The organism is Hylemonella gracilis str. Niagara R, assembly GCF_000600295.1.
GTDB classification, from domain to species: domain Bacteria; phylum Pseudomonadota; class Gammaproteobacteria; order Burkholderiales; family Burkholderiaceae_C; genus Hylemonella; species Hylemonella gracilis_A.
This window is the reverse complement of record NZ_JEMG01000001.1, coordinates 2,472,401-2,494,217: the sequence shown is the minus strand read 5'-3', so window position 1 is coordinate 2,494,217 and position 21,817 is coordinate 2,472,401. Positions and strand designations below refer to the sequence as shown.

14 protein-coding genes and 1 pseudogene are annotated in these 21,817 nt (G+C 67.2%); 9 read left to right on the top strand and 6 right to left on the bottom strand.

The features are described from left to right. Window position 1 precedes the first annotated feature (1 nt). Window positions 2-826, bottom strand: coding sequence for a 2,3,4,5-tetrahydropyridine-2,6-dicarboxylate N-succinyltransferase (gene dapD, locus AZ34_RS11425; protein WP_035608147.1), 825 nt, complete (start codon window positions 824-826; stop codon window positions 2-4). Window positions 827-845: 19 nt separating this feature from the next. Further along, window positions 846-2,075 carry a succinyldiaminopimelate transaminase gene (gene dapC / locus AZ34_RS11420; protein WP_035608145.1) on the bottom strand — a complete coding sequence of 410 codons (1,230 nt, stop codon included), beginning with the start codon at window positions 2,073-2,075 and terminating at the stop codon, window positions 846-848. Window positions 2,076-2,184: 109 nt separating this feature from the next. Between dapC and smc the strand changes: the two genes are divergently transcribed. The 4 genes from smc to AZ34_RS11400 are packed head-to-tail and all read left to right on the top strand — an operon-like array spanning window position 2,185 to window position 9,457. Next, entirely contained in the window at window positions 2,185-5,718 is a 3,534-nt protein-coding gene (smc, locus tag AZ34_RS11415) for a chromosome segregation protein SMC (RefSeq protein WP_035608143.1), read from the top strand. Continuing rightward, the gene (locus AZ34_RS11410) at window positions 5,715-6,920 is read left to right on the top strand and encodes a cell division protein ZipA C-terminal FtsZ-binding domain-containing protein (RefSeq protein WP_035608142.1); all 1,206 of its coding nucleotides are present in this window, start codon (window positions 5,715-5,717) and stop codon (window positions 6,918-6,920) included. Before smc ends, AZ34_RS11410 begins: the two co-directional genes overlap by 4 nt. A 25-nt stretch (window positions 6,921-6,945) precedes the next feature. After that, the gene (gene ligA / locus AZ34_RS11405; protein WP_035608140.1) at window positions 6,946-9,063 is read left to right on the top strand and encodes an NAD-dependent DNA ligase LigA; all 2,118 of its coding nucleotides are present in this window, start codon (window positions 6,946-6,948) and stop codon (window positions 9,061-9,063) included. A gap of 40 nt (window positions 9,064-9,103) precedes the next feature. Continuing rightward, window positions 9,104-9,457: an ankyrin repeat domain-containing protein gene (locus tag AZ34_RS11400; protein ID WP_035608138.1), complete on the top strand. Its 354-nt coding sequence runs from the start codon at window positions 9,104-9,106 to the stop codon at window positions 9,455-9,457. 226 nt (window positions 9,458-9,683) lie between these two features. Here AZ34_RS11400 and AZ34_RS11395 read toward each other — a convergent pair. Both AZ34_RS11395 and AZ34_RS18350 read right to left on the bottom strand, forming a co-directional pair. Next, a pseudogene (locus tag AZ34_RS11395) lies at window positions 9,684-10,481 on the bottom strand (MFS transporter); the annotation flags it as partial. A 12-nt stretch (window positions 10,482-10,493) separates the two neighbouring features. Continuing rightward, window positions 10,494-10,757: a hypothetical protein gene (locus AZ34_RS18350; protein WP_155831791.1), complete on the bottom strand. Its 264-nt coding sequence runs from the start codon at window positions 10,755-10,757 to the stop codon at window positions 10,494-10,496. A gap of 118 nt (window positions 10,758-10,875) precedes the next feature. Between AZ34_RS18350 and AZ34_RS11390 the strand changes: the two genes are divergently transcribed. From AZ34_RS11390 to def, 5 genes are all read left to right on the top strand, one after another. Next, the gene (locus AZ34_RS11390) at window positions 10,876-11,460 is read left to right on the top strand and encodes an RNA polymerase sigma factor (RefSeq protein WP_231495518.1); all 585 of its coding nucleotides are present in this window, start codon (window positions 10,876-10,878) and stop codon (window positions 11,458-11,460) included. 42 nt (window positions 11,461-11,502) lie between these two features. Beyond that, on the top strand, window positions 11,503-11,862 hold the full coding sequence (locus tag AZ34_RS18710; protein WP_269320443.1) for a DUF3106 domain-containing protein: 360 nt from the start codon (window positions 11,503-11,505) through the stop codon (window positions 11,860-11,862). A gap of 199 nt (window positions 11,863-12,061) precedes the next feature. Further along, window positions 12,062-13,156, top strand: a complete 1,095-nt coding sequence (locus AZ34_RS11380; protein ID WP_035608134.1) for an efflux RND transporter periplasmic adaptor subunit — start codon at window positions 12,062-12,064, stop codon at window positions 13,154-13,156. Continuing rightward, the gene (locus tag AZ34_RS11375; RefSeq protein WP_035608132.1) at window positions 13,153-16,368 is read left to right on the top strand and encodes an efflux RND transporter permease subunit; all 3,216 of its coding nucleotides are present in this window, start codon (window positions 13,153-13,155) and stop codon (window positions 16,366-16,368) included. The genes AZ34_RS11380 and AZ34_RS11375 overlap by 4 nt, the downstream gene beginning before the upstream one ends. Window positions 16,369-16,378: 10 nt before the next feature. Beyond that, window positions 16,379-16,918 (top strand): peptide deformylase, encoded by a 540-nt coding sequence (def, locus tag AZ34_RS11370; RefSeq protein WP_035608130.1) that lies wholly within the window; start codon window positions 16,379-16,381, stop codon window positions 16,916-16,918. 64 nt (window positions 16,919-16,982) lie between these two features. Here the strand turns inward: def and AZ34_RS17630 are convergent, their stop codons facing one another. Together AZ34_RS17630 and AZ34_RS11355 are read right to left on the bottom strand one after the other, a co-directional pair. Next, a complete protein-coding gene (locus tag AZ34_RS17630) occupies window positions 16,983-18,992 on the bottom strand; it encodes an adenylate/guanylate cyclase domain-containing protein (RefSeq protein ID WP_051509720.1) in 2,010 nt (669 codons plus the stop codon). Between the two features lie 83 nt (window positions 18,993-19,075). After that, window positions 19,076-21,802 (bottom strand): [protein-PII] uridylyltransferase, encoded by a 2,727-nt coding sequence (locus AZ34_RS11355; RefSeq protein WP_035608128.1) that lies wholly within the window; start codon window positions 21,800-21,802, stop codon window positions 19,076-19,078. Between the last annotated feature and the right edge of the window lie 15 nt (window positions 21,803-21,817).

Below are 21,817 nucleotides of genomic sequence, written 5' to 3'. Positions count from 1 at the left end.
TTCAGTCACGCAGCAAGTCATTCAGGCTGGTGGTGGAACGTGTCTTGGCGTCCACCTTCTTGACGATGATGGCCGCGTACAGGCTGTACTTGCCGTCGGCGCTGGGCAGGTTGCCCGCCACGACGACGGACCCTGCGGGCACGCGGCCCTGGTGGATCTGGCCGGTGGCACGGTCGTAGATCTTTGTGCTCTGGCCGATGTACACGCCCATGCTGATGACCGAGTTCTCTTCAACGATCACGCCCTCGACGATCTCGCTGCGCGCGCCGATGAAGCAGTTGTCCTCGATGATGGTCGGGTTGGCCTGCAGCGGCTCCAGCACGCCCCCCAGGCCCACGCCGCCGGACAGGTGCACGTTCTTGCCGACCTGGGCGCAGCTGCCCACGGTGGCCCAGGTGTCGACCATGGTGCCCTCGTCGACATAGGCGCCGATATTCACGTAGCTGGGCATCAGGATCGCGCCCTTGGCGATGTAGCTGCCGCGCCGAGCCACGGCCGGGGGGACGACTCGCACGCCAGTGGCGGCCATCTCCTGGGCCGAGAGGTCCGCGAACTTGGTGGGCACCTTGTCGTAAAAGCCCAGATCACCGGCGCGCACGAGTTCGTTGTCCTTGAGGCGGAAGGACAGCAGCACGGCCTTCTTCACCCATTGGTGCACCGTCCACTTGCCCACCGATTCGCGCGTGGCCACGCGCAGCGTGCCGTTGTTGAGCTGGGCGATGACGGAATCCACCGCGTCGGCGATGTCCTGCGGGGCGGACTTGGGCGAGAGCTTGGCGCGGTCTTCCCAGGCGGCTTCAATGGTCTGTTGCAGTTGCTGGCTCATGGTGTCGGTGTTGTGCTGGTTATTGGCTGTGGGATTGAACGAACTGGACGATGCGCCGGGCGGCTTCCTCGCACTCCGCCGTTTCGGCGACGAGGGCCATGCGGATGCGACCCCGGCCAGGATTGAACTGGTTGGCCTCGCGCGCCAAATAGCTGCCGGGCAAAACCGTGACATTGTATTGAGCCAGCAGTTCCCGCGCGAAGGCTGCGTCATCGCCGCTGCAGACGCCGCGCACGCCAGCCCAGAGGTAAAAGCCCGCGTCGGGCAAGGCCACGTCCAGCGCCTCGGCCAGGATGGGCGTGACCCGGGCGAACTTGGCGCGGTACTGCTCGCGGTTGGCGACCACGTGCGCTTCGTCGCCCCAGGCCGCAATGCTGGCCGCCTGGGTGGGCGGGGCCATGGCGCTGCCGTGGTAGGTGCGGTAGAGCAGAAAGGCCTTGAGCAGCGCTGCATCCCCCATGACGAAGCCGCTGCGCAGGCCCGGCGCATTGCTGCGCTTGGACAGACTGGTGAAGGCCACCAGGCGTTCGAAGCCGCGGCCCAGCTTGGCGGCGGCTTCCAGCCCGCCCAGCGGCGGCTCGTCACGAAAATAGATCTCGCTGTAGCACTCGTCCGAGGCGATCACGAAGCCATGCCGGTCGCTCAAGTCAAACAGCTTCTTCCACTCGTCCAGCGGCATCACCGCGCCCGTGGGGTTGCCGGGCGAACAGACGTAAAGCAGTTGTGTGCGTTGCCACACCGCATCCGGCACGCTGTCCCAGTCCACCGCGAAATTGCGTTTTGGGTCGCTGGGTGCGAAGTACGGCTTGGCACCGGCCAGCAGGGCCGCGCCTTCGTAGATTTGGTAGAAGGGGTTGGGACACACGACGACCGGTCCGTTGCCTTGACCATCCTGCTTGTTTGGATCGATCACCGTCTGTGCGAACGCGAACAAGGCCTCGCGTGATCCGTTCACCGGCAACACCTGGGTAGCTGGGTCAAGTTCCAGTCCGTAGCGTTGTTTCAGCCAGTCCGTGAAGGCCGCGCGCAGCTTGGGCGTGCCGGCCGTGGGCGGGTAGGCGGCCAGGTCATTCACCGGGTCATACAGGGCGCTGTTCAGCGTCTGCTTGATGAAGTCCGGCGTCGGGTGCTTGGGTTCACCGATGCCGAGGCTGATGGGCCGGTAGGCGGGGTTGGGCGTGACGCCTTCAAAGAGCTTGCGCAGCCGCTCGAAAGGGTAGGGCTGCAGCTTCTGGAGCAGGGGGTTCATGCGCAAATTATCCCGGACGCAGATCTGGGGAGGTTTCCGGGGAGCGGGAAGTTATGATTTCCCGTTTTCCCCTGACATCGTCTTTCCCCCAGACATCCCGGATCCCGCCGTGCGCCTCAATTCCATCAAGCTTTCCGGTTTCAAGTCCTTCGCCGAGCCGACCAACTTCATGTTACCGGGGCGGCTGGTGGGCGTGGTCGGGCCCAATGGCTGCGGCAAGTCCAACATCATGGATGCGGTGCGCTGGGTGCTGGGCGAGAGCCGCGCTTCGGAGCTGCGCGGCGAGTCCATGCAGGACGTGATCTTCAACGGCACGACGAGCCGCAAGGCGGCCAGCCGCGCCAGCGTGGAGCTGGTGTTCGACAACGCCGACCACCGCGCGGGCGGGCAGTGGAGCCAGTACGCCGAGATCGCCGTCAAGCGCGTGCTGACGCGCGACGGCACCAGCAGCTACTACATCAACAACCAGCCCGTGCGCCGCCGCGACGTGCAGGACGTGTTCCTGGGCACGGGCCTGGGGCCGCGCGCCTACGCCATCATCGGCCAGGGCACCATCAGCCGCATTATCGAATCCAAACCGGAGGAACTGCGCCTGTTCCTGGAGGAGGCTGCGGGCGTCTCCAAGTACAAGGAGCGCCGCCGCGAGACGGAAAACCGCCTGTCCGACACGCGCGAGAACCTGACCCGGGTGGAGGACATCCTGCGCGAGCTGAACGCCAACCTCGACAAGCTGGAGCACCAGGCCGAGGTGGCGCAGAAGTACAAGGCCCTGCAGGCCGAAGCCAGTCTCAAGCAGCACCAGCTCTGGTTCCTGCGCCGTGCCGAGGCTGAGGCCGAGCAGAAGCGCATCCACGCCGAGGGCGAGCGTGCCGTCATCGACTTGGAGGCGCGCGTCGCCGATCTGCGCCACATCGAGGCCGAGCTGGAGACCATACGCCAGGCGCATTACGCGGCGGGCGATCAGGTCAACCAGGCTCAGGGCAAGGTCTACGAGGCGGGCGCCGAGGTGGGCCGGCTGGAGGCCGAGATCCGCTTCGTGGTCGAGGGCCGCCAGCGCGCGCAGGAACGGCTGAAGGCGCTGAAGGAGCAGAACAGCCAGTGGGGCGAGCGCAAGGGTGATGCCTTGGCTGAAATCGAGCGCCTGGCCGAGCTGGCCTCGACCGGCGAGGAAAAGAACGTCGAACTGGCCGCTCAGCTGGAAGAACAGTCCGCCGCTTTGCCGGAGTTGGAAGACGCGCTGCGCCAGGCCCAGCAGCGCGCCAACGAACAAAAGAGCAGCGTGCACGAGGTGCAGCAGCAGATCCAGGTGCTGGCGGCCGAGCAGCGCGGCATCGAAGAGCAGACGCGCCAGCTGCAACAGCGCCGCGAGCGCCTGGACACCGACAAGAAGGCCCTGGCCGCGCCCGACGAAGCCAAGTTGCAGGCGCTGCAAACCCAGAACAGCCAGACCCGCGAAGCCGCCGAGGAAGCCCAGGCCCGCCTGCACGAGTTGCAGGAGCGCACGCCCCAGCTGGACAGTGAGCGCCAGGAGAAGCAACGCGCCGCCAACACCGAAAGCGCCCGGCAGGCCGATTTGTCCGCCCGGCTGGAGGCGCTCAAGGCCTTGCAGGACAAGGTCAAGACCGACGGCAAGCTGCAGCCCTGGCTGGCCAAGCACGGGCTGGACGGCCTGCAGGCGCTGTGGACGCAATTGCACATCGAGCAGGGCTGGGAGCATGCCCTCGAAGCCGCGCTGCGCGAGCGCATGGCCGCGCTGCCCATCAGCCGGCTGGAGATGCTCAAGTCCTTCGCGGCGGACGCGCCCCCGACCAAGCTGGCCTTCTACAGCGCACCCGCGGCCGGTGCCGAGCCGCCTGCCAGCGGCAAGGTGAGCCTGCCCCGGCTGGCCAGCCTGCTGCGCGTGGGCGACGCGGGCCTCAAGGCCGTGCTGGGCGACTGGCTGCAGGGCTGCTACGTGGCGCAGAGCTGGGAAGAGGCGCAGGGCCAGCGTGAAATGCTCGCGGCGGGCGAGGCCATCTATGTGAAGAGTGGCCACGCCCTCGGCCGCCACAGCGTGAGCTTCTACGCGCAGGACAATGAACAGGCCGGCCTGCTGGCCCGGGCCCAGGAAATCGAGAGCCTTGAAAAGCAGGTGCGTGCTCAGGCGCTGATCAGCGAGGAGGCCAAGAGTGCGCTGGTGCGCGCCGAGGCGGCCTACGCCGACGCCGCGCAGCGCTTGGTGGCCGTGCGCCGCGAGGCCGACGAGGCCCAGGCCCGCGCCCACGAGGTGCAGGTCGAGACCCTGCGTCTGACCCAGCTGGCCGAGCAGACCCGCGCCCGCAATGAACAACTGCAAGGTGATATGGCCGAGGTGGATGCCTTGCTGGAAGACCTGCAGGAGCGCCGCATGGCCGCCGAGGCGCGCTTCGAAGAGCTGGACATGCGCCTGGCCGACAGCCAGGAACGCCAGGCCCAGCTGGACGAACGCGCGCTGGAGGCCGAGCGCAAACTGGCCGCCAGCCGTGAGCAGCTGCGCGCGCTGGAGCGCCAAGCCCAGGAAGCCACCTTCGCGCTGCGTTCGCTGGACGCGCGCAAGGCCGAGCTGGCCCGCGCCATCGAGACCGCCGAGCAGCAGTCCGCCGCCATCGCCAGCGAGGAGCAGCGTCTCAATGAAGAACTGACCCGCGCGACCGACGCCGCCGCCCAGGCGGGCCTGCAAGGCGCGCTGGCGCTCAAGACCGAGCGCGAGCAGCAGCTGGCTGCCAAGCGCAGCGAGTACGACGACCTCACGCTCAAGCTGCGCGCCAGCGACGAGCGCCGCGTCAAGCTCGAACGCGAGCTGGAGCCGTTGCGCGCCCGCATCACCGATTTGCAGCTCAAGGAACAGGCCGCGCGCCTGGGCCTGGAGCAATACACCCAGCAGCTGACCGAGGCCCAGGCCGACCTGGACGCCGTGGCACGCTCCATCGAGGAGGGCAAGGTGCGCCTGCGTGGTGGCGAGGGCGGCCTGCAGGGCGAGATCGAGCGCCTGAACCGCGAGATCGCCGCGCTGGGCGCGGTCAACCTCGCGGCGCTGGAGGAATTGGCGACGGCGCGCGAGCGCAAGCAGTTCCTGGACGCGCAGTCGGCCGACCTGAACGACGCCATGAACACGCTGGAGTCCGCCATCCGCAAGATCGACGCCGAGACGCGCGACCTGCTGGGCGACACCTTCAAGACCGTCAACGAGCACTTCGGCAAGATGTTCCCTGAGCTGTTCGGCGGTGGCCAAGCCAAGCTCATCATGACGGGCGAGGAAATCCTCGACTCCGGCGTGCAGGTCATGGCCCAGCCGCCGGGCAAGAAGAACCAGACCATCCACCTGCTCTCGGGTGGCGAGAAGGCGCTGACGGCCATCGCCCTGGTGTTCGCCATCTTCCAGCTCAACCCCGCGCCTTTCTGCCTGCTGGACGAGGTGGACGCGCCGCTGGACGACGCCAACACCGAGCGTTACGCGCGCCTGGTGGGCAGCATGAGCAAGAGCACGCAGTTCCTCTTCATCAGTCACAACAAGATCGCGATGGAGATGGCCGAGCAGCTGATCGGCGTGACCATGCAGGAGCAGGGCGTGTCCCGCATCGTGGCCGTGGACATGGAAGCGGCCGTGTCGATGGCCGAGGTATGAGCGCATTGCAGCTGGGCCTGCTGGTTGCCGGCCTGCTGGTGCTGGCGGGGGTGCTGGCGCACGGTTGGTGGACCGCGCGGCGCGGCCGGCCACGCCAGGCCGAGCCGGAGGGGGAACGCTGGTCTTTTGCCGCACGCACCCATGTGCCCTACGCCCAAGGTGCGCAGGCCACGCCCGCAGCATCCATCACGCCCTACGCGGGCCAACCGTTGACGGCGCGTGTGCACCTGTCTCCCGGAGACACCGATCCTGAGTCCGACGCCGACATCGTAGGGGCCGTTCCCGTCGGCGCACGCAGCAGCGGTGTGGCGTCGGGCTCCGAACGGCGCCCCCAGCAGAATCACCTGGACCCGTTGATCGACGTGCTGGCGACCATCGAGCTGGAATTGCCCATCTCGGGCGACGCCGTGTTGCACAACCTGCCCGCGACGCGCCGTGTGGGCAGCAAGCTGTTTTCAGTCGAAGCCCAAGGCGAGGACGGGGTCTGGGAGATACCCCAGCCTGGCCTGCAATACAGCCTGCTGCAGACCGGCGTGCAACTGGCCAATCGCGCGGGCGCCTTGAACGAGTTGGAGTATTCCGAGTTCGTGCTCAAGACCCAGGCCCTGGCCGATGCCCTGGGCGGCGCGGCCGAGCTGCCTGACATGCTCGAGGCCGTGGCCCGCGCGCGTGAACTGGATGCCTTTGCCCAGGCGCATGACGCGCAGCTGAACGTGACTCTGCGCGCCAGCCGCACGGCCTGGAGCGCGGGTTATGTGCAGCAGTTGGCCAGCCGACTGGGTTTCGTGGACGGCGTGCTACCGGGGCGCATGGTGCTGCCGCGCGTGGCCCCCTCGTCACCGGTCGCCACCGCGCACCCGCCCCACCTCGCGGCGGGCCTGGCCCACCAGGGCGTGCTCACACTGCATTACGACCCACAGGCTGCCACCTCGGCCGATCCGTCCATGACCGCGATCCGCGAGGTCACGCTCAGCCTGGACGTGCCCCAGGTGCCGCGTGTCGAGCGCCCGTACGAGCGCCTGCGCGCCGTGGCCACCAGCCTGGCCCAGCAGATGGACGGACGCCTGGGCGACGACGCAGGCCGTCAACTGGGGGAGGAAGACCTGGACCGCATCGGCGCGGAGCTGGAGGCCCTGCACGACGCGCTGGAAGCACATGGTTTGCCCGCCGGTTCGGCTGCGGCCCGCCGCTTGTTCAGTTAGTTGATGGATCGTTGAGTTACCGACCATGCCGGACCTTTTCAGCCAGTCTGCCGACCAGCCGCTCTCCGCAGTTGCCACACGCGCCGCTGAGTTGCGCGCGCTGCTGCACCACCACGCGCACCGTTATTACGTGCTGGACGCGCCCGAAATTCCCGACGCCGAGTACGACCGACTGTTCCAGGAACTGCAGGCCATCGAAGCCGCGCACCCTGAACTGCGCACGCCCGATTCGCCTACCCAGCGCGTGATTGGTCAGGTGCTGGATGGCCTGCTGCCCGTGCGGCACGCCGTGCCCATGCTCAGCATCGACACCGAGACCGACACCACGCCCGAGGGCGCGCGTGCCTTCGACGCCCGCGTGCGCAAGGCGCTGTCTTTGGAGGATGGTGCCCCGCCCGTGGAGTACGCGGCGGAACTCAAGTTCGATGGCCTGGCCATCAACCTGCGCTACGAACACGGCGTGCTGGTCCAGGCCGCCACGCGCGGCGATGGTGAGACCGGCGAGGACGTGACGCAGAACATCCGCACCATCAACCAGATTCCTCTGCGCTTGTTGGCCCCCCCACACACCGCTGCACTCGGCGAAGCAAGCCCATGGCCTCCCGAAGTTCTGGAAGTGCGCGGCGAGGTCTACATGCGTCGCGACGATTTCGAGGCGCTCAATGAACGCCAGCGCGAGAAGATCGCCGCCGGCGCCAAGGGTGAGAAGACCTTCATCAACCCGCGCAACACCGCCGCGGGCGCGGTGCGCCAGCTGGACCCGGCCATGGCCGCCCAGCGCCCGCTGAGCTTTTACGCCTATGGCCTGGGCGAGGTGCGCGGCTGGGCCGTGCCGCCCACGCATGGCGCGCTGATGGATGCGTTCGTCGCCATGGGTCTACCGGTGTGCGAACACCGCACATTGGGCGAGGGCGCCGAAGCCCTGGTGGCCTTCCACGCCCGCATGGGCGCGCTGCGCGACAGCCTGCCCTTCGACATCGACGGTGTGGTCTACAAGGTCAACAGCCTGGCCCTGCAGCAGCAGCTTGGCTTCAAGAGCCGCGAGCCGCGCTGGGCCGTGGCCCACAAATACCCAGCGCAGGAGATGCTGACCACCGTGCTGGCCATCGAGGTGCAGGTGGGTCGCACCGGCAAGTTGACGCCCGTGGCCAAGCTCGCGCCAGTCTTCGTGGGGGGCGTGACCGTGACCAACGCCACCCTGCACAACGAATTCGAAGCCCGGCGCAAGGACGTGCGCGTGGGCGACACGGTCATCGTGCGCCGCGCGGGGGACGTCATCCCGGAAGTGGTGGGCGTGCTGCCCGAGAAGCGCCCCGCGGGCGCCGAGGTGTTCACGATGCTCACGCATTGCCCGGTCTGCGGCAGCGCGGCCGTGCGCGAGGAGGGCGAGGCCGACCACCGCTGCACGGGCGGCCTGTTCTGCAGCGCCCAGCGCAAGCAGGCCCTGCTGCATTTCGCGCAGCGCCGTGCCCTGGACATCGAGGGCCTGGGCGACAAGCTGGTCGACCAGCTGGTGGACGGTGAGGTGGTCAAGACCTTGCCTGACCTGTACCGTCTGGGTCTGTCCTCGCTTGCCGCGCTGGACCGCATGGCTGAGAAATCGGCGCAGAACATCGTGGACGCGCTACAAAAATCGAAGCAGACCACCTTGCCGCGTTTTCTCTATGGTCTGGGCATCCGGCATGTGGGTGAATCCACGGCCAAGGACCTGGCGCGTCACTTCGGCCGGCTCGACGCCATCATGGACGCCAGCGTGGAGCAACTGATGGAAGCACCCGACGTCGGCCCCGTGGTCGCGCAAAGCATCCGCACCTTCTTCGACCAGGCCCACAACCGCGAGGTGGTGGAGCAACTGCGCGCCTGTGGCCTGCAGTGGGCCGAAGGTGAACCCGCGCCGCGTGCCCTGCTGCCGCTGGCGGGGCAGACCTTTGTACTGACCGGCACCCTGCCCACGCTGAGCCGCGAGGAAGCCAAGGAAAGGCTCGAAGCCGCGGGCGCCAAGGTGGCCGGTTCCGTCAGCAAGAAGACCAGCTACGTGGTCGCGGGTGAAGAGGCCGGCAGCAAGCTGGACAAGGCGCGGGAGCTGGGCATCACCGTGCTGGACGAGGCGGGGTTGCTGGCGCTGCTGCCCGTGGACGGATAGGCGACGATTTGCAGATTTGTGGACTCACTGGGAGCATCGAATGGCTGGCGCTGGTGGAGACTGGAAAGACATGTACTACGCTGCGGAGCGCGGTGACCTGGATTGCGTGCGCTACCACCTGAGTTGCGGCGTTGACGTGGATTACCAGCACCCCGAGGCCATGGTGTCGGCCTTGGTGGCCGCATGTCTGAACGGCCATGTGCCCGTGGTGCAGTTGTTGCTGGCGCATGGGGCCGACCCCAATCTGCCCGCCGAACTCGGTCCCATGACCCCGCTGGAGGCCGCACGCCAGGGCGGGCATGTCGCGGTGGAGACCGTGTTGCGGCAACATGGCGCGGACCCGCGGCGCACGACCCGCTCGCCGTGGTGGTTGCGCTGGCTGCCGGGGCTGTGAGGCTCGGCGCGGGCATCGCACGGTTGATCGATCGCGATGGGCCATGGGCCTTGTGGGGTGACACCGCGCTTGGCAAGGGGTTTCAGGCCGTTTTCAGTCGCGCTTCCCACACCAGCGCCCCGAGGTACAGCGTCGCCAGCAGGGCCAGCGCGTGCATCAGTCCGTCCGGACTGAAGTAGTCGATGGTCAGGCCACCGACGCTGGGGCCGAGCAGACTACCGATGCCTCAGAGCAGGCCGACGGAGGCGTTGGCCATCACCAGGTCCGGGCCCCGGAAACGGTCGCCGATGCGGATGATGCCCAGGGTGTAGATGCCGCCGGCCGAGGCGCCAAACAGCACCAGCCAGGGCCAGAGCAGGTAGCTGGTTTGCATCATGAAGGGCATGCCCAGAGCCGTGAGCAGCAGCACCAGCCCGCAGCCCACCTGCACGGGGGTGCGGCCCAGCCGGTCGGACAAAGCGCCCAGCGGCACCTGCAGGCAGGCGTCGCCCACCAGGACCACGGTCACCATCAGCAGCGCGATGCGCTCGGTGTAGCCGTAATGCAGACCGTAGAGCGACATCAGCGACAGCAGACCCACGTCGAAAAAGGCGAACAAGCCCACAGCGACGGCCACGGCGGGCGCCCGTTTCAGGAAACCGAGCAGGCCGAAGTTTTTTTCGCCGGAGAACTTCACCCCCGCCGGAAAGCCTGCGTACAGCACCCCGCCCGCCAGCAGGTGACTTGCCACGGCCAGGGCGATTGGCAGGAAGCTGACCGAGCCGAGCCAGGACAGCACGGTGGGCCCGGACACCTGGCAGACGGTGAAGGCCGTGGCGTAAGCCGCCACCAGGCGCCCACGGTTGCCGGCGCCCGCCATCTGGTTGATCCAGGCCTCGCCCAGGATGAAGAGCACGCTGCAGGCCGCGCCCATCATCAGTCGCAGCAGGAGCAGGGCGGGAAACAGGGTCAGCGGCACCACGGCCAGCAGCGCCATGCTCAGGGCGGCGACCAGGGCGGAACCGGCCATCAGCGTGCGCGTGCTGTAGCGTTCGGACTAGGGCGTGATGAAGGGCACGACCAGCAAGGTACCGATGGCCGGCGCGGCGGCGGCCAGGCCGATGAGGGTGGGGCTGAAGCCCGCCGCGTGCAGGGCCAGCGACACCCAGGGCACGGTGATGCCGGTCGCGAAACCGACGATGCAGACGCTGGTGATGACGGCGAGCAATTGCCCGGCTTGCCGTTGGCGGGTCGCTGGTGGTGCACCTTGAGGATGCAGCGGGTGGGTTTTGGTGGCTGTGATCGTTGAGTCGGGCGGCATGCCGGCGCGATTGTGCCGCAGCCCCGGCCGACGTAGCTGCGCGTCTGAACCGGATTTTTTCGCAGCTTCCACAATATCGGCAGCGCCTGATCGTCTTACCTTCCATATGGATGTGCCCATGCCCGACCTGAGCCGCGAATCCGAGCAGGACAGCCACATCGCGGCCACGGTCCGGCGTGAGCGCGGGCGGCTGCGTGGCTTCATCCGCCGCCGCGTGTCCGACGCGGCGGAGGCGGAGGACATCCTGCAGGACGTGCTGTACGAGCTGGTGTCCGCTTACCGTCTGATGCACCCGATCGAGCAGGTGGGGGCCTGGTTGGTGCGCGTGGCGCGCAATCGCATCATCGACCACTTCCGCAAGAAGAAAACCGCACCTGCGGGCGCGGCTTTCGCCAGCGACTTGGGCGGTGAGGACGAGGACATGCCGACGCTGGAGGATGTGCTGCCCTCCCTGGCGCCCGGTCCCGAGGGCGAGGTGCTGCGGCAGATGCTTCTGGCGCGCATCGAGGAGGCCCTGGAGGAGCTACCGCCCGAACAGCGCGAGGTGTTCGTCGCGCATGAACTGGAGGGTCTGAGTTTCAAAGAGATGTCGCAACGTTGGGGCGTGGGGGTGAACACCTTGCTCTCCCGCAAGCGGTACGCGGTGCTGGCCTTGCGCCAGCGCCTGCAGGTGGTGTACGAGGATTGGCTCACCGCAGTGTGAGCATTTTGAGGAGTGAGAGTCATGAAACGGCAATTGGTGAAGATGAAGCTGGCATTCCTTGTGCTTGGCATCGCATTTGTCGCGGCCTTCGGCGCGCTGGTGATGCTGTTGTGGAACGCACTCGTGCCCGAGCTGTTCGGCGGGCCCGTCATCGGTTTCTGGCAGGCCGCCGGCCTGTTGGTGCTGAGCCGCATTCTTCTGGGCGGCTTCGGCGGCCATGGCGGCCCGGGCGGGCGCTGGCACCGCATGTCGCCCGAGGAGCGGGAGCGTTTTCGCGAGGGCATGCGTCATTGGAAGCAGATGAGCCAGGACGAGCGCCGGGAGTTTCGACGCGGCTTTGGCGGCGGTTGTGGGCAGCGGTCAGATTCTGTCCGCGACGCAAATGACCGGCCTGCGGAATGACATTGTTTTCGGGTCTAATCACAGACTTCGCGCCGTTGCGCAAGGGGCACATGCCCCCTTGGGCCGGGCTGGATCGGTCTGCCAGCGTGCGGGGCGCCAGGCGCTGGGCGGACATGGATGACCCACCCTTGGGCTCTCGGTGCCCAGCGCCATGCGCCCCAGACTTTCCGACGAATTTCCTTTTTTGAAAAAACGCTGCATGAAAGACGTTTCCTCTTCTGTTGTCCTGGTTCAAGCCCGTGCTTCCAAACTGGGGCTGGTGCTGCCGGCCGCTTTGACCCTGGCCTTGCTGGCGGGTTGCGGCGGTTCGTCGGGCGAGGCCGCCGCGGCCGCGAGCGCTGCGGTGCCCACCGAAACCAAGCCCGCGCTGACCGTCACCGTGACCCGTCCGCAGAGCGCGCAACTGGCGGGTGGCCTGCTGGCCAATGGCAATGTGATGGCCTGGCAAGAGGCCATCATTGGCGCCGAAGTCAACGGCCTGCGGCTGGCCGCCGTTCATGTCAACGTGGGTGACAAGGTGAGCCGTGGCGACGAGTTGGCCCGCTTCGCGAGCGAGATTCCCTACGCCGCCGCCCTGCAGGCCCAGGCCAATTACGAGAATGCCAAGTCCGAGGCCGACCGCGTGCGCGCCTTGGGCGAGGAAGGCATCTATTCCCGCTCGCAGCTGACGCAGATCTACACGGCCGAGAAGGTGGCTAAGGCCCAGTGGGAGGCTGCCCAGGTCACGCTCGCCGCGACCCGGGTGCTGGCGCCCGATGACGGCGTCATCTCGGCGCGCAACGCGACGGTGGGCGCGGTGGAGAGCACCGGCAACGAGCTATTCCGCATGGTGCGCCAGGGCCGCATGGAGTGGCGGGCCGAGGTCACGCCGGCCGAGATCGGACGCGTGAAGATCGGCCAGCAGGTCGAGGTGACGACCGTCAGCGGCCTGCAGGTGCAGGGCCAGGTGCGTGCCATCGCGCCGACGGCCGATCCGCAGACGCGCAACATCCTGGTCTACGTGGACCTGCCGCGCAACGAGGCGCTCAAGGCCAACACCTTCGCGCGCGGCATCTTCACGCTGCCCGCCAGCGCGGCCCTGACCGTGCCCGCGCAGTCCGTCGTGTTGCGCGACGGTCACAGTTATGTCTTCGTGGTCGATGGCCAGAGCCGCGTGAGCCAGCGCAAGGTCGAGGTCGGCCGGCGCGTGGGTGAGCGCGTGGAACTGCTGCAGGGCTTGACGCCGCTGGAGGCTGTGGCCGTTCAGGGCGCGGGCTTCCTCAATGAAGGCGATGTCGTGAAGGTGGTGCAATGAACGTTTCCGCCTGGTCCATCCGCAACCCCATTCCGGCGGTCATGCTCTTTGTGATGCTGACCCTGATGGGGCTGTTTTCCTTCAGCTCGATGAAGGTCCAGAACTTCCCGGACCTGGACTTGCCGACCATCACCGTGGTCGCGAACCTGCCGGGCGCCTCGCCCAGCCAGCTGGAAAACGACGTCGCGCGCAAGATCGAGAACAGCCTGGCCACCCTGCAGGGCCTCAAGCACATCTACACCAAGGTGCAGGACGGCGTGGTGTCGATGACTGTCGAGTTCCGTCTCGAAAAGAGCACGCAGGAAGCGCTGGACGATGTGCGCTCCGCCGTCAGCAAGGTGCGCGGTGATCTGCCCTCCGATCTGCAGGAGCCCATTGTCAACAAGGTCGAACTGGCCGGTGGCGCGGTGCTGGCGTACACGGTGGCGTCCGACCGCATGGACGAGGAGGCGCTGTCCTGGTTCGTGGACAACGATGTGTCCAAGCTGCTGCTCTCTGTCCGTGGCGTCGGGGCGGTCAACCGCGTCGGCGGCGTGAACCGCGAAGTACAGGTGCTGCTGGACCCCCTGCGCCTGCAGTCGCTCGGGGCGACGGCGGCCGACGTGTCACGCCAGCTCGCACGCGTTCAGATCGAAAGCGCGGGTGGCAAGGCGGAGATCGGAGGGAGTCAGCAACCCGTGCGCACACTGTCCGCGCTGGGCAGCGCTCAGGAAATCGCTGGCATGCAGATCGCCCTGTCCGATGGTCGCAGTGTGCGCCTGGACCAGCTGGCGACCGTGCGCGACACCATCGCCGACCGCACGGCCGCGGCTTTCCTGGACGGCAAGCCTGTGGTCGGTTTCGAGGTCGCGCGCAGCCGTGGCGCGAGCGAAGTGGAGGTAGGCCAGGGCGTGCGCGAGCGACTGGCTGAACTGCGTGCGGCCAGGCCCGATCTGCAGATCACCGAGTCCTTCGACTTCGTGACGCCAGTGGAAGAGGAGTTCGATGCCTCGATGAAGCTGCTCTACGAAGGTGCGGTGCTCGCCGTGCTGGTGGTCTGGCTTTTCCTGCGCGATTTCCGAGCCACCGTGGTGTCGGCCGTTGCCCTGCCTCTGTCCGCCATTCCGGCCTTCATCGGCATGCATTACCTGGGGTTCACCATCAATGTGGTGACCCTGCTCGCGCTTTCGCTGGTGATCGGTATCCTGGTGGACGACGCCATCGTGGAGGTGGAGAACATCGTGCGCCACATGCGCATGGGCAAGTCGCCTTACCAAGCCGCCATGGAGGCGGCGGATGAAATCGGGCTGGCGGTGATCGCGACCACCTTCACGCTGATCGCGGTGTTCCTGCCCACGGCCTTCATGGCTGGCGTGCCGGGCAAGTTCTTCAAGCAGTTCGGCTGGACGGCCTCGCTGGCGGTCTTCGCGTCGCTGGTGGTTGCCCGTGTGCTCACGCCCATGATGGCGGCCTATCTGCTCAAGCCCGTGGTCATGGCTCAGGATCGCCCGCGCTGGGCACGCAGCAACGCTGTGTTGGGCAGGCTCTGGGCCTGGATGAACCAGCATGACGAACCGGCGTGGTTGACGGTCTACCAGCGTTGGGCGGCCTGGTGCATCCGCCACCGATGGATCACCATGGTGGGCGCGGGCGTTTTCTTCGTGGCGTCCGTGATGTTGATCCCGCTGCTGCCGCAGGGTTTCATTCCGGCTGACGACAACTCTCAGACCCAGGTCTATCTGGAGCTGCCGCCGGGCGCTACCTTGGAGCAGACCGTGGCGACCGCGGAACGCGCGCGCCAGCTGGTGATGGCCGTGCCGCACATCAAGTCCATCTACACCACGATTGGTTCGGGCTCGGCGGGCTCCGACCCCTTCGCGCCCCAGGGCGCGGCCGAATCGCGCAAGGCCGCCTTGACCATTCAGCTGGACCGGCGCGGCACGCGCCCGCGCAAGCAGGTGATCGAGAATCAAATCCGTGATGCGATGTCCAATCTGCCGGGCGTGCGCAGCAAGGTGGGGCTGGGCGGATCGGGTGAGAAATACGTGCTGACCTTGACCGGCAGCGACCCAAACGCCCTCGTCACGGCGGCGCGGCAAATCGAGCGGGATCTGCGCACCATTCCCGGCACGGGCAGCGTCCAGTCCACCGCGGCCCTCGTGCGCACCGAAATCCTCGTGACGCCGGACCTTGCCCGCGCGGCCGACCTGGGCGTGACCAGCAGCGCGATCGCCGAGACCTTGCGCATCGCCACCGTGGGCGACTATGACAGCGCGCTCCCAAAGCTCAATCTTGCGCAGCGTCAGGTGCCCATTGTCGTCAAGCTGGACGGCGCCGCGCGCCACGACCTGTCCGTGTTGGGACGTCTGACGGTGCCGGGCGCCAAGGGGCCGGTCCTGCTGGAGCAGGTGGCCGATCTGAGCTTTGGCGGTGGTCCCGCGGTGATTGACCGCTATGACCGCGAGCGCAACATCAACTTCGAGGTCGAATTGGCTGGCATTGCCTTGGGCGACATGCAAACCGCCGTGGACAAGTTGCCCATCATGAGCAACTTGCCCCCGGGCGTGCGCGTGGTACCCATCGGTGACGCCGAGATGCAGGGTGAACTGTTCGCCAGTTTCGGCCTGGCCATGCTGACCGGGGTGCTGTGCATCTACATCGTGCTGGTGCTGCTGTTCAAGGCCTTCCTGCACCCCTTCACCATCTTGGCGGCGCTGCCGTTGTCGCTGGGCGGCGCCTTCGTGGCCTTGCTGATCACGAACAAGAGCTTCTCCATGCCTTCGCTGATCGGCCTGATCATGTTGATGGGGGTCGCGACCAAGAACTCGATCCTGCTGGTCGAGTACGCCATCGAAGCACGTCGCGGGCACGATGGAAGCGACGGCCGGCCAGCCGTCGCCGGCATGAGCCGCCTGGACGCCATCCTGGACGCCTGCCACAAGCGCGCGCGACCCATCGTCATGACCACCATCGCCATGAGCATGGGCATGCTGCCCATCGCGATCGGTTGGGGCGCGGCGGACGCCAGCTTCCGCTCGCCCATGGCGGTCGCGGTGATCGGCGGCCTGATCACGTCCACCTTCCTGAGCCTCTTGGTGATTCCGGCCTTGTACACGTTGATCGACGACATCTCCCTGTGGCTGGGGCGCTTGATGGGGCGCTCCGGTTCGTCGGCGGGTGCGCAGGCCACGGGTGCTCACGCCGCACCGGCCATCGCGCAGCTGAAGCATTGAGGGACATGCCGTGGCCGTGCGCGAGATTCTGAAGATGGGTGATGCGCGCCTGCTGCGCGTCGCGCAGCCGGTGGTTAACTTCGACACCGACGAGCTGCACTTGCTGGTCACGGATCTGCTGGACACCATGCACGCCGCCCACGGCGCGGGCCTGGCGGCGCCCCAGATCGGCGTGGACCTGCGGGTGGTGATCTTCGGCAGCGGCCAACTCAACCCGCGTTATCCGGACGCGCCCGTGGTGCCGCGCACGGTGCTGTGCAACCCCGTCATCACGCCCTTGTCCGATGAAGAGGAGCAGGATTGGGAGGGCTGCCTGTCCGTGCCCGGCATGCGTGGTGTGGTGCCGCGCTGGCGGCGCATCCGATACCAGGGCGTCGATCAGTACGGCGATGCGATCGATCGCACGGTGGAGGGCTTCCACGCCCGGGTGGTGCAGCACGAATGCGACCACTTGGACGGCAAGCTTTATCCCATGCGAGTGCGTGACTTCACGCGCTTTGGTTACACCGAGGTGCTCTTTCCGGGACTGGACCCGAAAGCCGACGACTGAAGCTGCTGTGCTTCGACCTTTGGGTCTTGAGGGGCCGTCTGCACAAGCTGTGTACAAGCCGAAGTCATCGGGCGGTGGCCTGCAAGGACGGCAGGTCCGTCGCCCGGCGCACGACGTACACGCCCAGGCCGCCTTCTCGTCCGCGGATGCTGATCTGTTGCGTTTCAAAGGCAGAGAGGTCCAGCCCGCCGCGCTGCGCGACCTCGGTGGAGATCAGCAGCTCGCAGCCCACTTCCTTGGTTGCTGATTCCAGTCGACTGGCGACGTTGACCGAATCTCCGATGGCCGTGAGCGAGGTGGCGCGACCGTAACCCATTTCGCCCACGATCACCGGGCCGGCGTGGATGCCCAGCCCCAGGCGCAGCGGTGAGGACAGATCCTGCGCCAGCCGCGCGTTCAGTGCCTGCATGCGCTCGCCCATGGCCCGGGCTGCCGCGACGGCCTGCCGCGCGCCGGCTTCCACTCCTTTGCGTACGCCGTCCGCCTCGCCCTGACGCAGCCCAAACAGGGCCATGATGCCGTCGCCGATGAATTTGTCCAGGTAACCCCCGGCGGACTCGATGGCCTCGCCCATTTCCGAGAAATACTGGTTGAGGATGTGCACCACATCGAAAGGCAGTTTGCTCTCTGACATCTGCGTGAAGCCACGCAGGTCGGCGAAGAGGATCACGATGTCCTGCTCCGCGCCAAACTTCATGGGGTCGTAGGGCAAGGCGTCTTGTGCCCGTGCGTCGGCGGGCAGCAGGGGCGTCACGGCCAGGTCGTGGTGCGGACAAAGCTGGCAGGCCAGGCGCACGCGCGCGGGCGCGCGGATGCGCTGCAATACCCTTTGTTCGCCCTCCTGTGGCGGGTGCAGTTTCTCCCAGCCGGCATCGACATGGACCCGACAGGTGGAGCAGCGGCCACGCCCGCCGCAGACCGAGGCATGGGGCACGCCGCCCATGCGGCTGATGTCCAGCACGGAAGCACCCCGCACCGCTTTCACCTCGCGGCCCTGCGGATAACGCACGCTGACCAGGCCGTGGCGGCGTTCCCAGGTCTGGACCAGCCCGCGTGCCACCGTCGCCACGATCAGCAGTGCGATGACGATCAGGGCGGCATAGACCGATTGGGCGGAATGCAAGTCGGCGGGAATGATCCAGCTCAGCCACGATGCGGGACGGTCGGCACTGCCTGCCCCGGCGCCATAGGCGGCACCGGCGTTGCCATCACCGTTGCCATAAGTGCTTCCATAACTGCTGCCATCGCCGCCGCCGTAACTGTCACCGTAGCTGTAGTCCAGGCTGTTGCCGCCGCCGTCGCTGGCACCGTAGCCACCCGCGCTGCCATCAGCGCCGCTGTCGCCGTACCCGCCATCGGCCGCTGCGTAGCCACCATAACCGGCGTTGCTTTCGCCATAAGCGCCTCCTTGGGGGGCCCCCGCGTCCACCTGCACGGCGCGCGCCGCCGAAAGCAGGCCCAGCAAGGCCAGCAGCGGCACCAGCACCGCCGTGATCGCAAGCAGGGTCAGCCGCCGCCGGTACCAGCCGCGCAGACGCAGCCACAGGTGCACGCCAATGCAGCCATGGCTCCAGGCGGCGATCACCAGGATCAGCTGATTCCAGAGCATGGGGCTGCCACTGATCAGCAACTGAATGAAGTCGGGGTAGGCCACGGGCCGACCAGAGCCGGTCGCTTGCAGCCGTTCCAGCACCATGGGCGTGGCATGCAGCGAGAGGCCCAGCAGCGTGACGATGCCCAATAGGATGCGCAGTGCTTCGATCCAGGGCATGCGCAGCGTGGGGCGCACGACCTGCTTGTAGAGCACCAGGCTCAGGTGCGTCAGCGCCGCCAGGGTCAGCAGCAGGGCACCGGGCAGGCTGTGCCACGCCAGGAAAAACAGCGCTTGCCCAGCGCGCATCACGTCCAGCGAGATCAACCCGAGCGCGTGGTTGCTCAGGTGCGTGACGACGAAGGTGAACAGCGTGAGGCCGGACAGCAGTCGCAGGCGCGTCAGGATCAGGCCGTTGCCGCGCGCAGCACGTGCGGCGGGCAGGTCGCCGGAGGGAGGGTGGGACGAGGGCGTGGTGTCCATGCGGCCGATTCTCTACGACCCTGAGCACTGCTCGCAAGTTGCGCCGTGCCAGGGCGTGAAGTAATGCCCGGGCAGGGCCGATATCAGGACGCCAGCACGTCCAGCAACTCGGTTTCGATCGCGATCTGCGCGCGATTGTTCTGCAACTCGGGGCCATCAATCAGGAATGTGTCATCCACCCGCTCGCCCAGGGTGTTGACCTTGGCCAGTTGCAGGTTGATGCGGTGGTGGGCCAGCACGCGGGCGATCTTGTAGAGCAGGCCGGTCTGGTCGCTGGCTGTGATGCTCAATAGCCAGCGCTGGGCCTTGTCGTCGGGCTTGAGGCTCACGCGCGGCATCACGGGGAAATGCTTGACGCGACGCGATAGCCGCCCCTTGCTGGGCGGAGGCAGGGGGCTGGCGTCGGTGATGGTGCGGGCCAGTTCTTTTTCCACCTGAGCGCAAATGGCCTCGTGCCGCTGGGCATCCCCAGGATCACGCGGGGACGTGGGCGCGACGACCTCGAAGGTGTCGAGCGCGTAGCCGTTGCGCGCCGTGTGGATGCGTGCGTCCACGATGCTGAATTCGCTCTGGTCGAAATACCCGCAGATGCGGGCGAAGAGGTCGGGCGCGTCCGGGGTATAGACCAGTACCTGCAGGCCCTCGCCCGCGGGCGAGGGGCGCGCGCGCACCAGGGTCTGGCCCGCGCCCACCTGGCGCCAGAGCTGCTGCGTGTGCCAGGCGATGTCGTCCGCGTCGTGGCGCATGAAGTAGCTCACGTCCAGGGTCTTCCACAGCGCCTCGTGGGCCTGCGCCGGGGCCTGGGCCTCGGTGGCGTGGAACTGCGCGAGCGCCGCGTGCTTGTGGGCCTCGATCTCCGCGTGCGGCGCCGGGGCAGGGCCGTCCTGACCGCTGCGCAGCACACGCAGCGTATAGCGGTACAAGTCTTCCAGAAGCTTGCCCTTCCAGGCGTTCCAGACCTTGGGTGAGGTGCCGCGGATATCAGCCACGGTCAGCAGGTAGAGCGCGGTCAGGTGGCGCTCGTCGCCGACCTGGCGGGCGAAACTGGCGATCACCTCGGGGTCGCTCAGGTCGCTCTTTTGCGCGATGCGGCTCATGGCCAGGTGCTCCCGCACCAGGAACTCGATCAGTGCCGCGTCCTCGCGGGGGATGCCGTGGTCGCGCGCGAAGCGCCGTACTTCCTCGGCGCCCAGGTCGGAATGGTCGCCGCCCCGCCCCTTGGCGATGTCATGGAAGAGGGCAGCGGTGTAGAGGATCCAGGGTTGATCCCAGGCGGCGGCCAACTGCGAGCAGAAGGGGTATTCGTGCGCGTGCTCGGCCATGAAGAAGCGGCGCATGTTGCGCAGCACCATCAGGATGTGCTGGTCCACCGTGTAGACGTGGAACAGGTCGTGCTGCATCTGCCCTACAGTGCGACGAAAAGGCCAGAGGTAACGACCCAGCACCGAGGTCTGGTTCATCAGCCGCATGGCATGCGTGATGCCTTGCGGCTGCTGCAGGATCTGCAGAAAGGTCGCGCGGTTGACCGGATCCTTGCGGAACTTCGCGGTCATCAGGTTGCGCGCGTTGTAGAGCGCGCGCAGCGTGCGCGCCGACAGGCCCTTGAGCCCCTGGGTGGTCTGATAAACCAGGAAGGTCTCGAGGATGGCGTGTGGCTCCTTCTGGTAGAGCCGGTCGTCAGCCACCTCGATGAGCCCTCCGCGGTCCAGGAAGCGTTCATTGATCGGCACGGGCGCCTGCGTCTTGGGATTGAGCTGGGCCTCGATGTTGAGCAGCAGGATCTGCCGCAGCTGCGTCACGGCCTTGGCGGCCCAGTAGTAGTGCCGCATCAGTGCCTCGCTGGCGCGGACCTTGACCTTCACGGCCGCCGCGGGATCTGGTTTCGCCGCTAGGCCGCTCCTGGGCGAAACGGCCCCCTCGGGAGGCAGCGAGGATACGCCAGTGCCGAGCGTGGGCGCCGGCAGTCCGTAGCCAAAACGTGCCGCCACCGCCGTCTGCAGGTCGAAGACCAGCCGGTCCTCGCGCCGGCCCGCCGTCAGGTGCAGGCGCAAGCGGATCAGCGCCAGCATGGACTCGTTGCGCTTGATCTGACGGACTTCGAACGGTGTCGCCAGACCCTTGCGTGCCAGTTCGTCCCAGCTCTTGCCGTAACCCGCAGCGCGCGCGACCCAGAGGATGGTCTGCAGGTCGCGCAGGCCGCCCGGGCTTTCCTTGCAGTTGGGCTCCAGCGCGTAGGGTGTGTCCTCGAATTTGTTGTGGCGCTGCTCCAACTCCAGCGTCTTGGCGACGAAGAAGGCCTGCGGATCCAGCGCGGCCTTGAAACGGCGCTGGAAGTTGCGGTAGAGCGTGGCGTTGCCGCAGATGGCGCGCGATTCGAGCAGGGCAGTCTGCACCGTCACGTCTTTCTCGGCCTCGGCCAGGCATTCGTCGATGGTGCGTACCGAGGATCCGATTTCCAGCCCGGCATCCCAGCAGCCGCTGATGAAGGTCTCGATGCGCTGGCGCAGCACTTCGTCCGCGTCCGGACCGTCCACCACCCAGCCCGCGGGCAGCAGCAGCAGCACGTCGATGTCGGATGCGGGGTAGAGCTCGCCGCGGCCGAAACCGCCCACGGCGACCAGGGTGGGGCGCGGGCCGAAACCGGCCTGCTGCCAGAGTGTCTGCAGGGTGTCATCGGCCAGCCGCGCGAGGCGGCGCAGCACGCCATGAACGCCGCGCGTGGAGGTGCCGCCTTCGCCGATGGTGGCCAGCACCTCGGCCTTGCGGGCCTGGTAATGCTGGCGCAATGCTTGGGGCGTGGTCGCTTTCATGGCGACGGTTGCGGC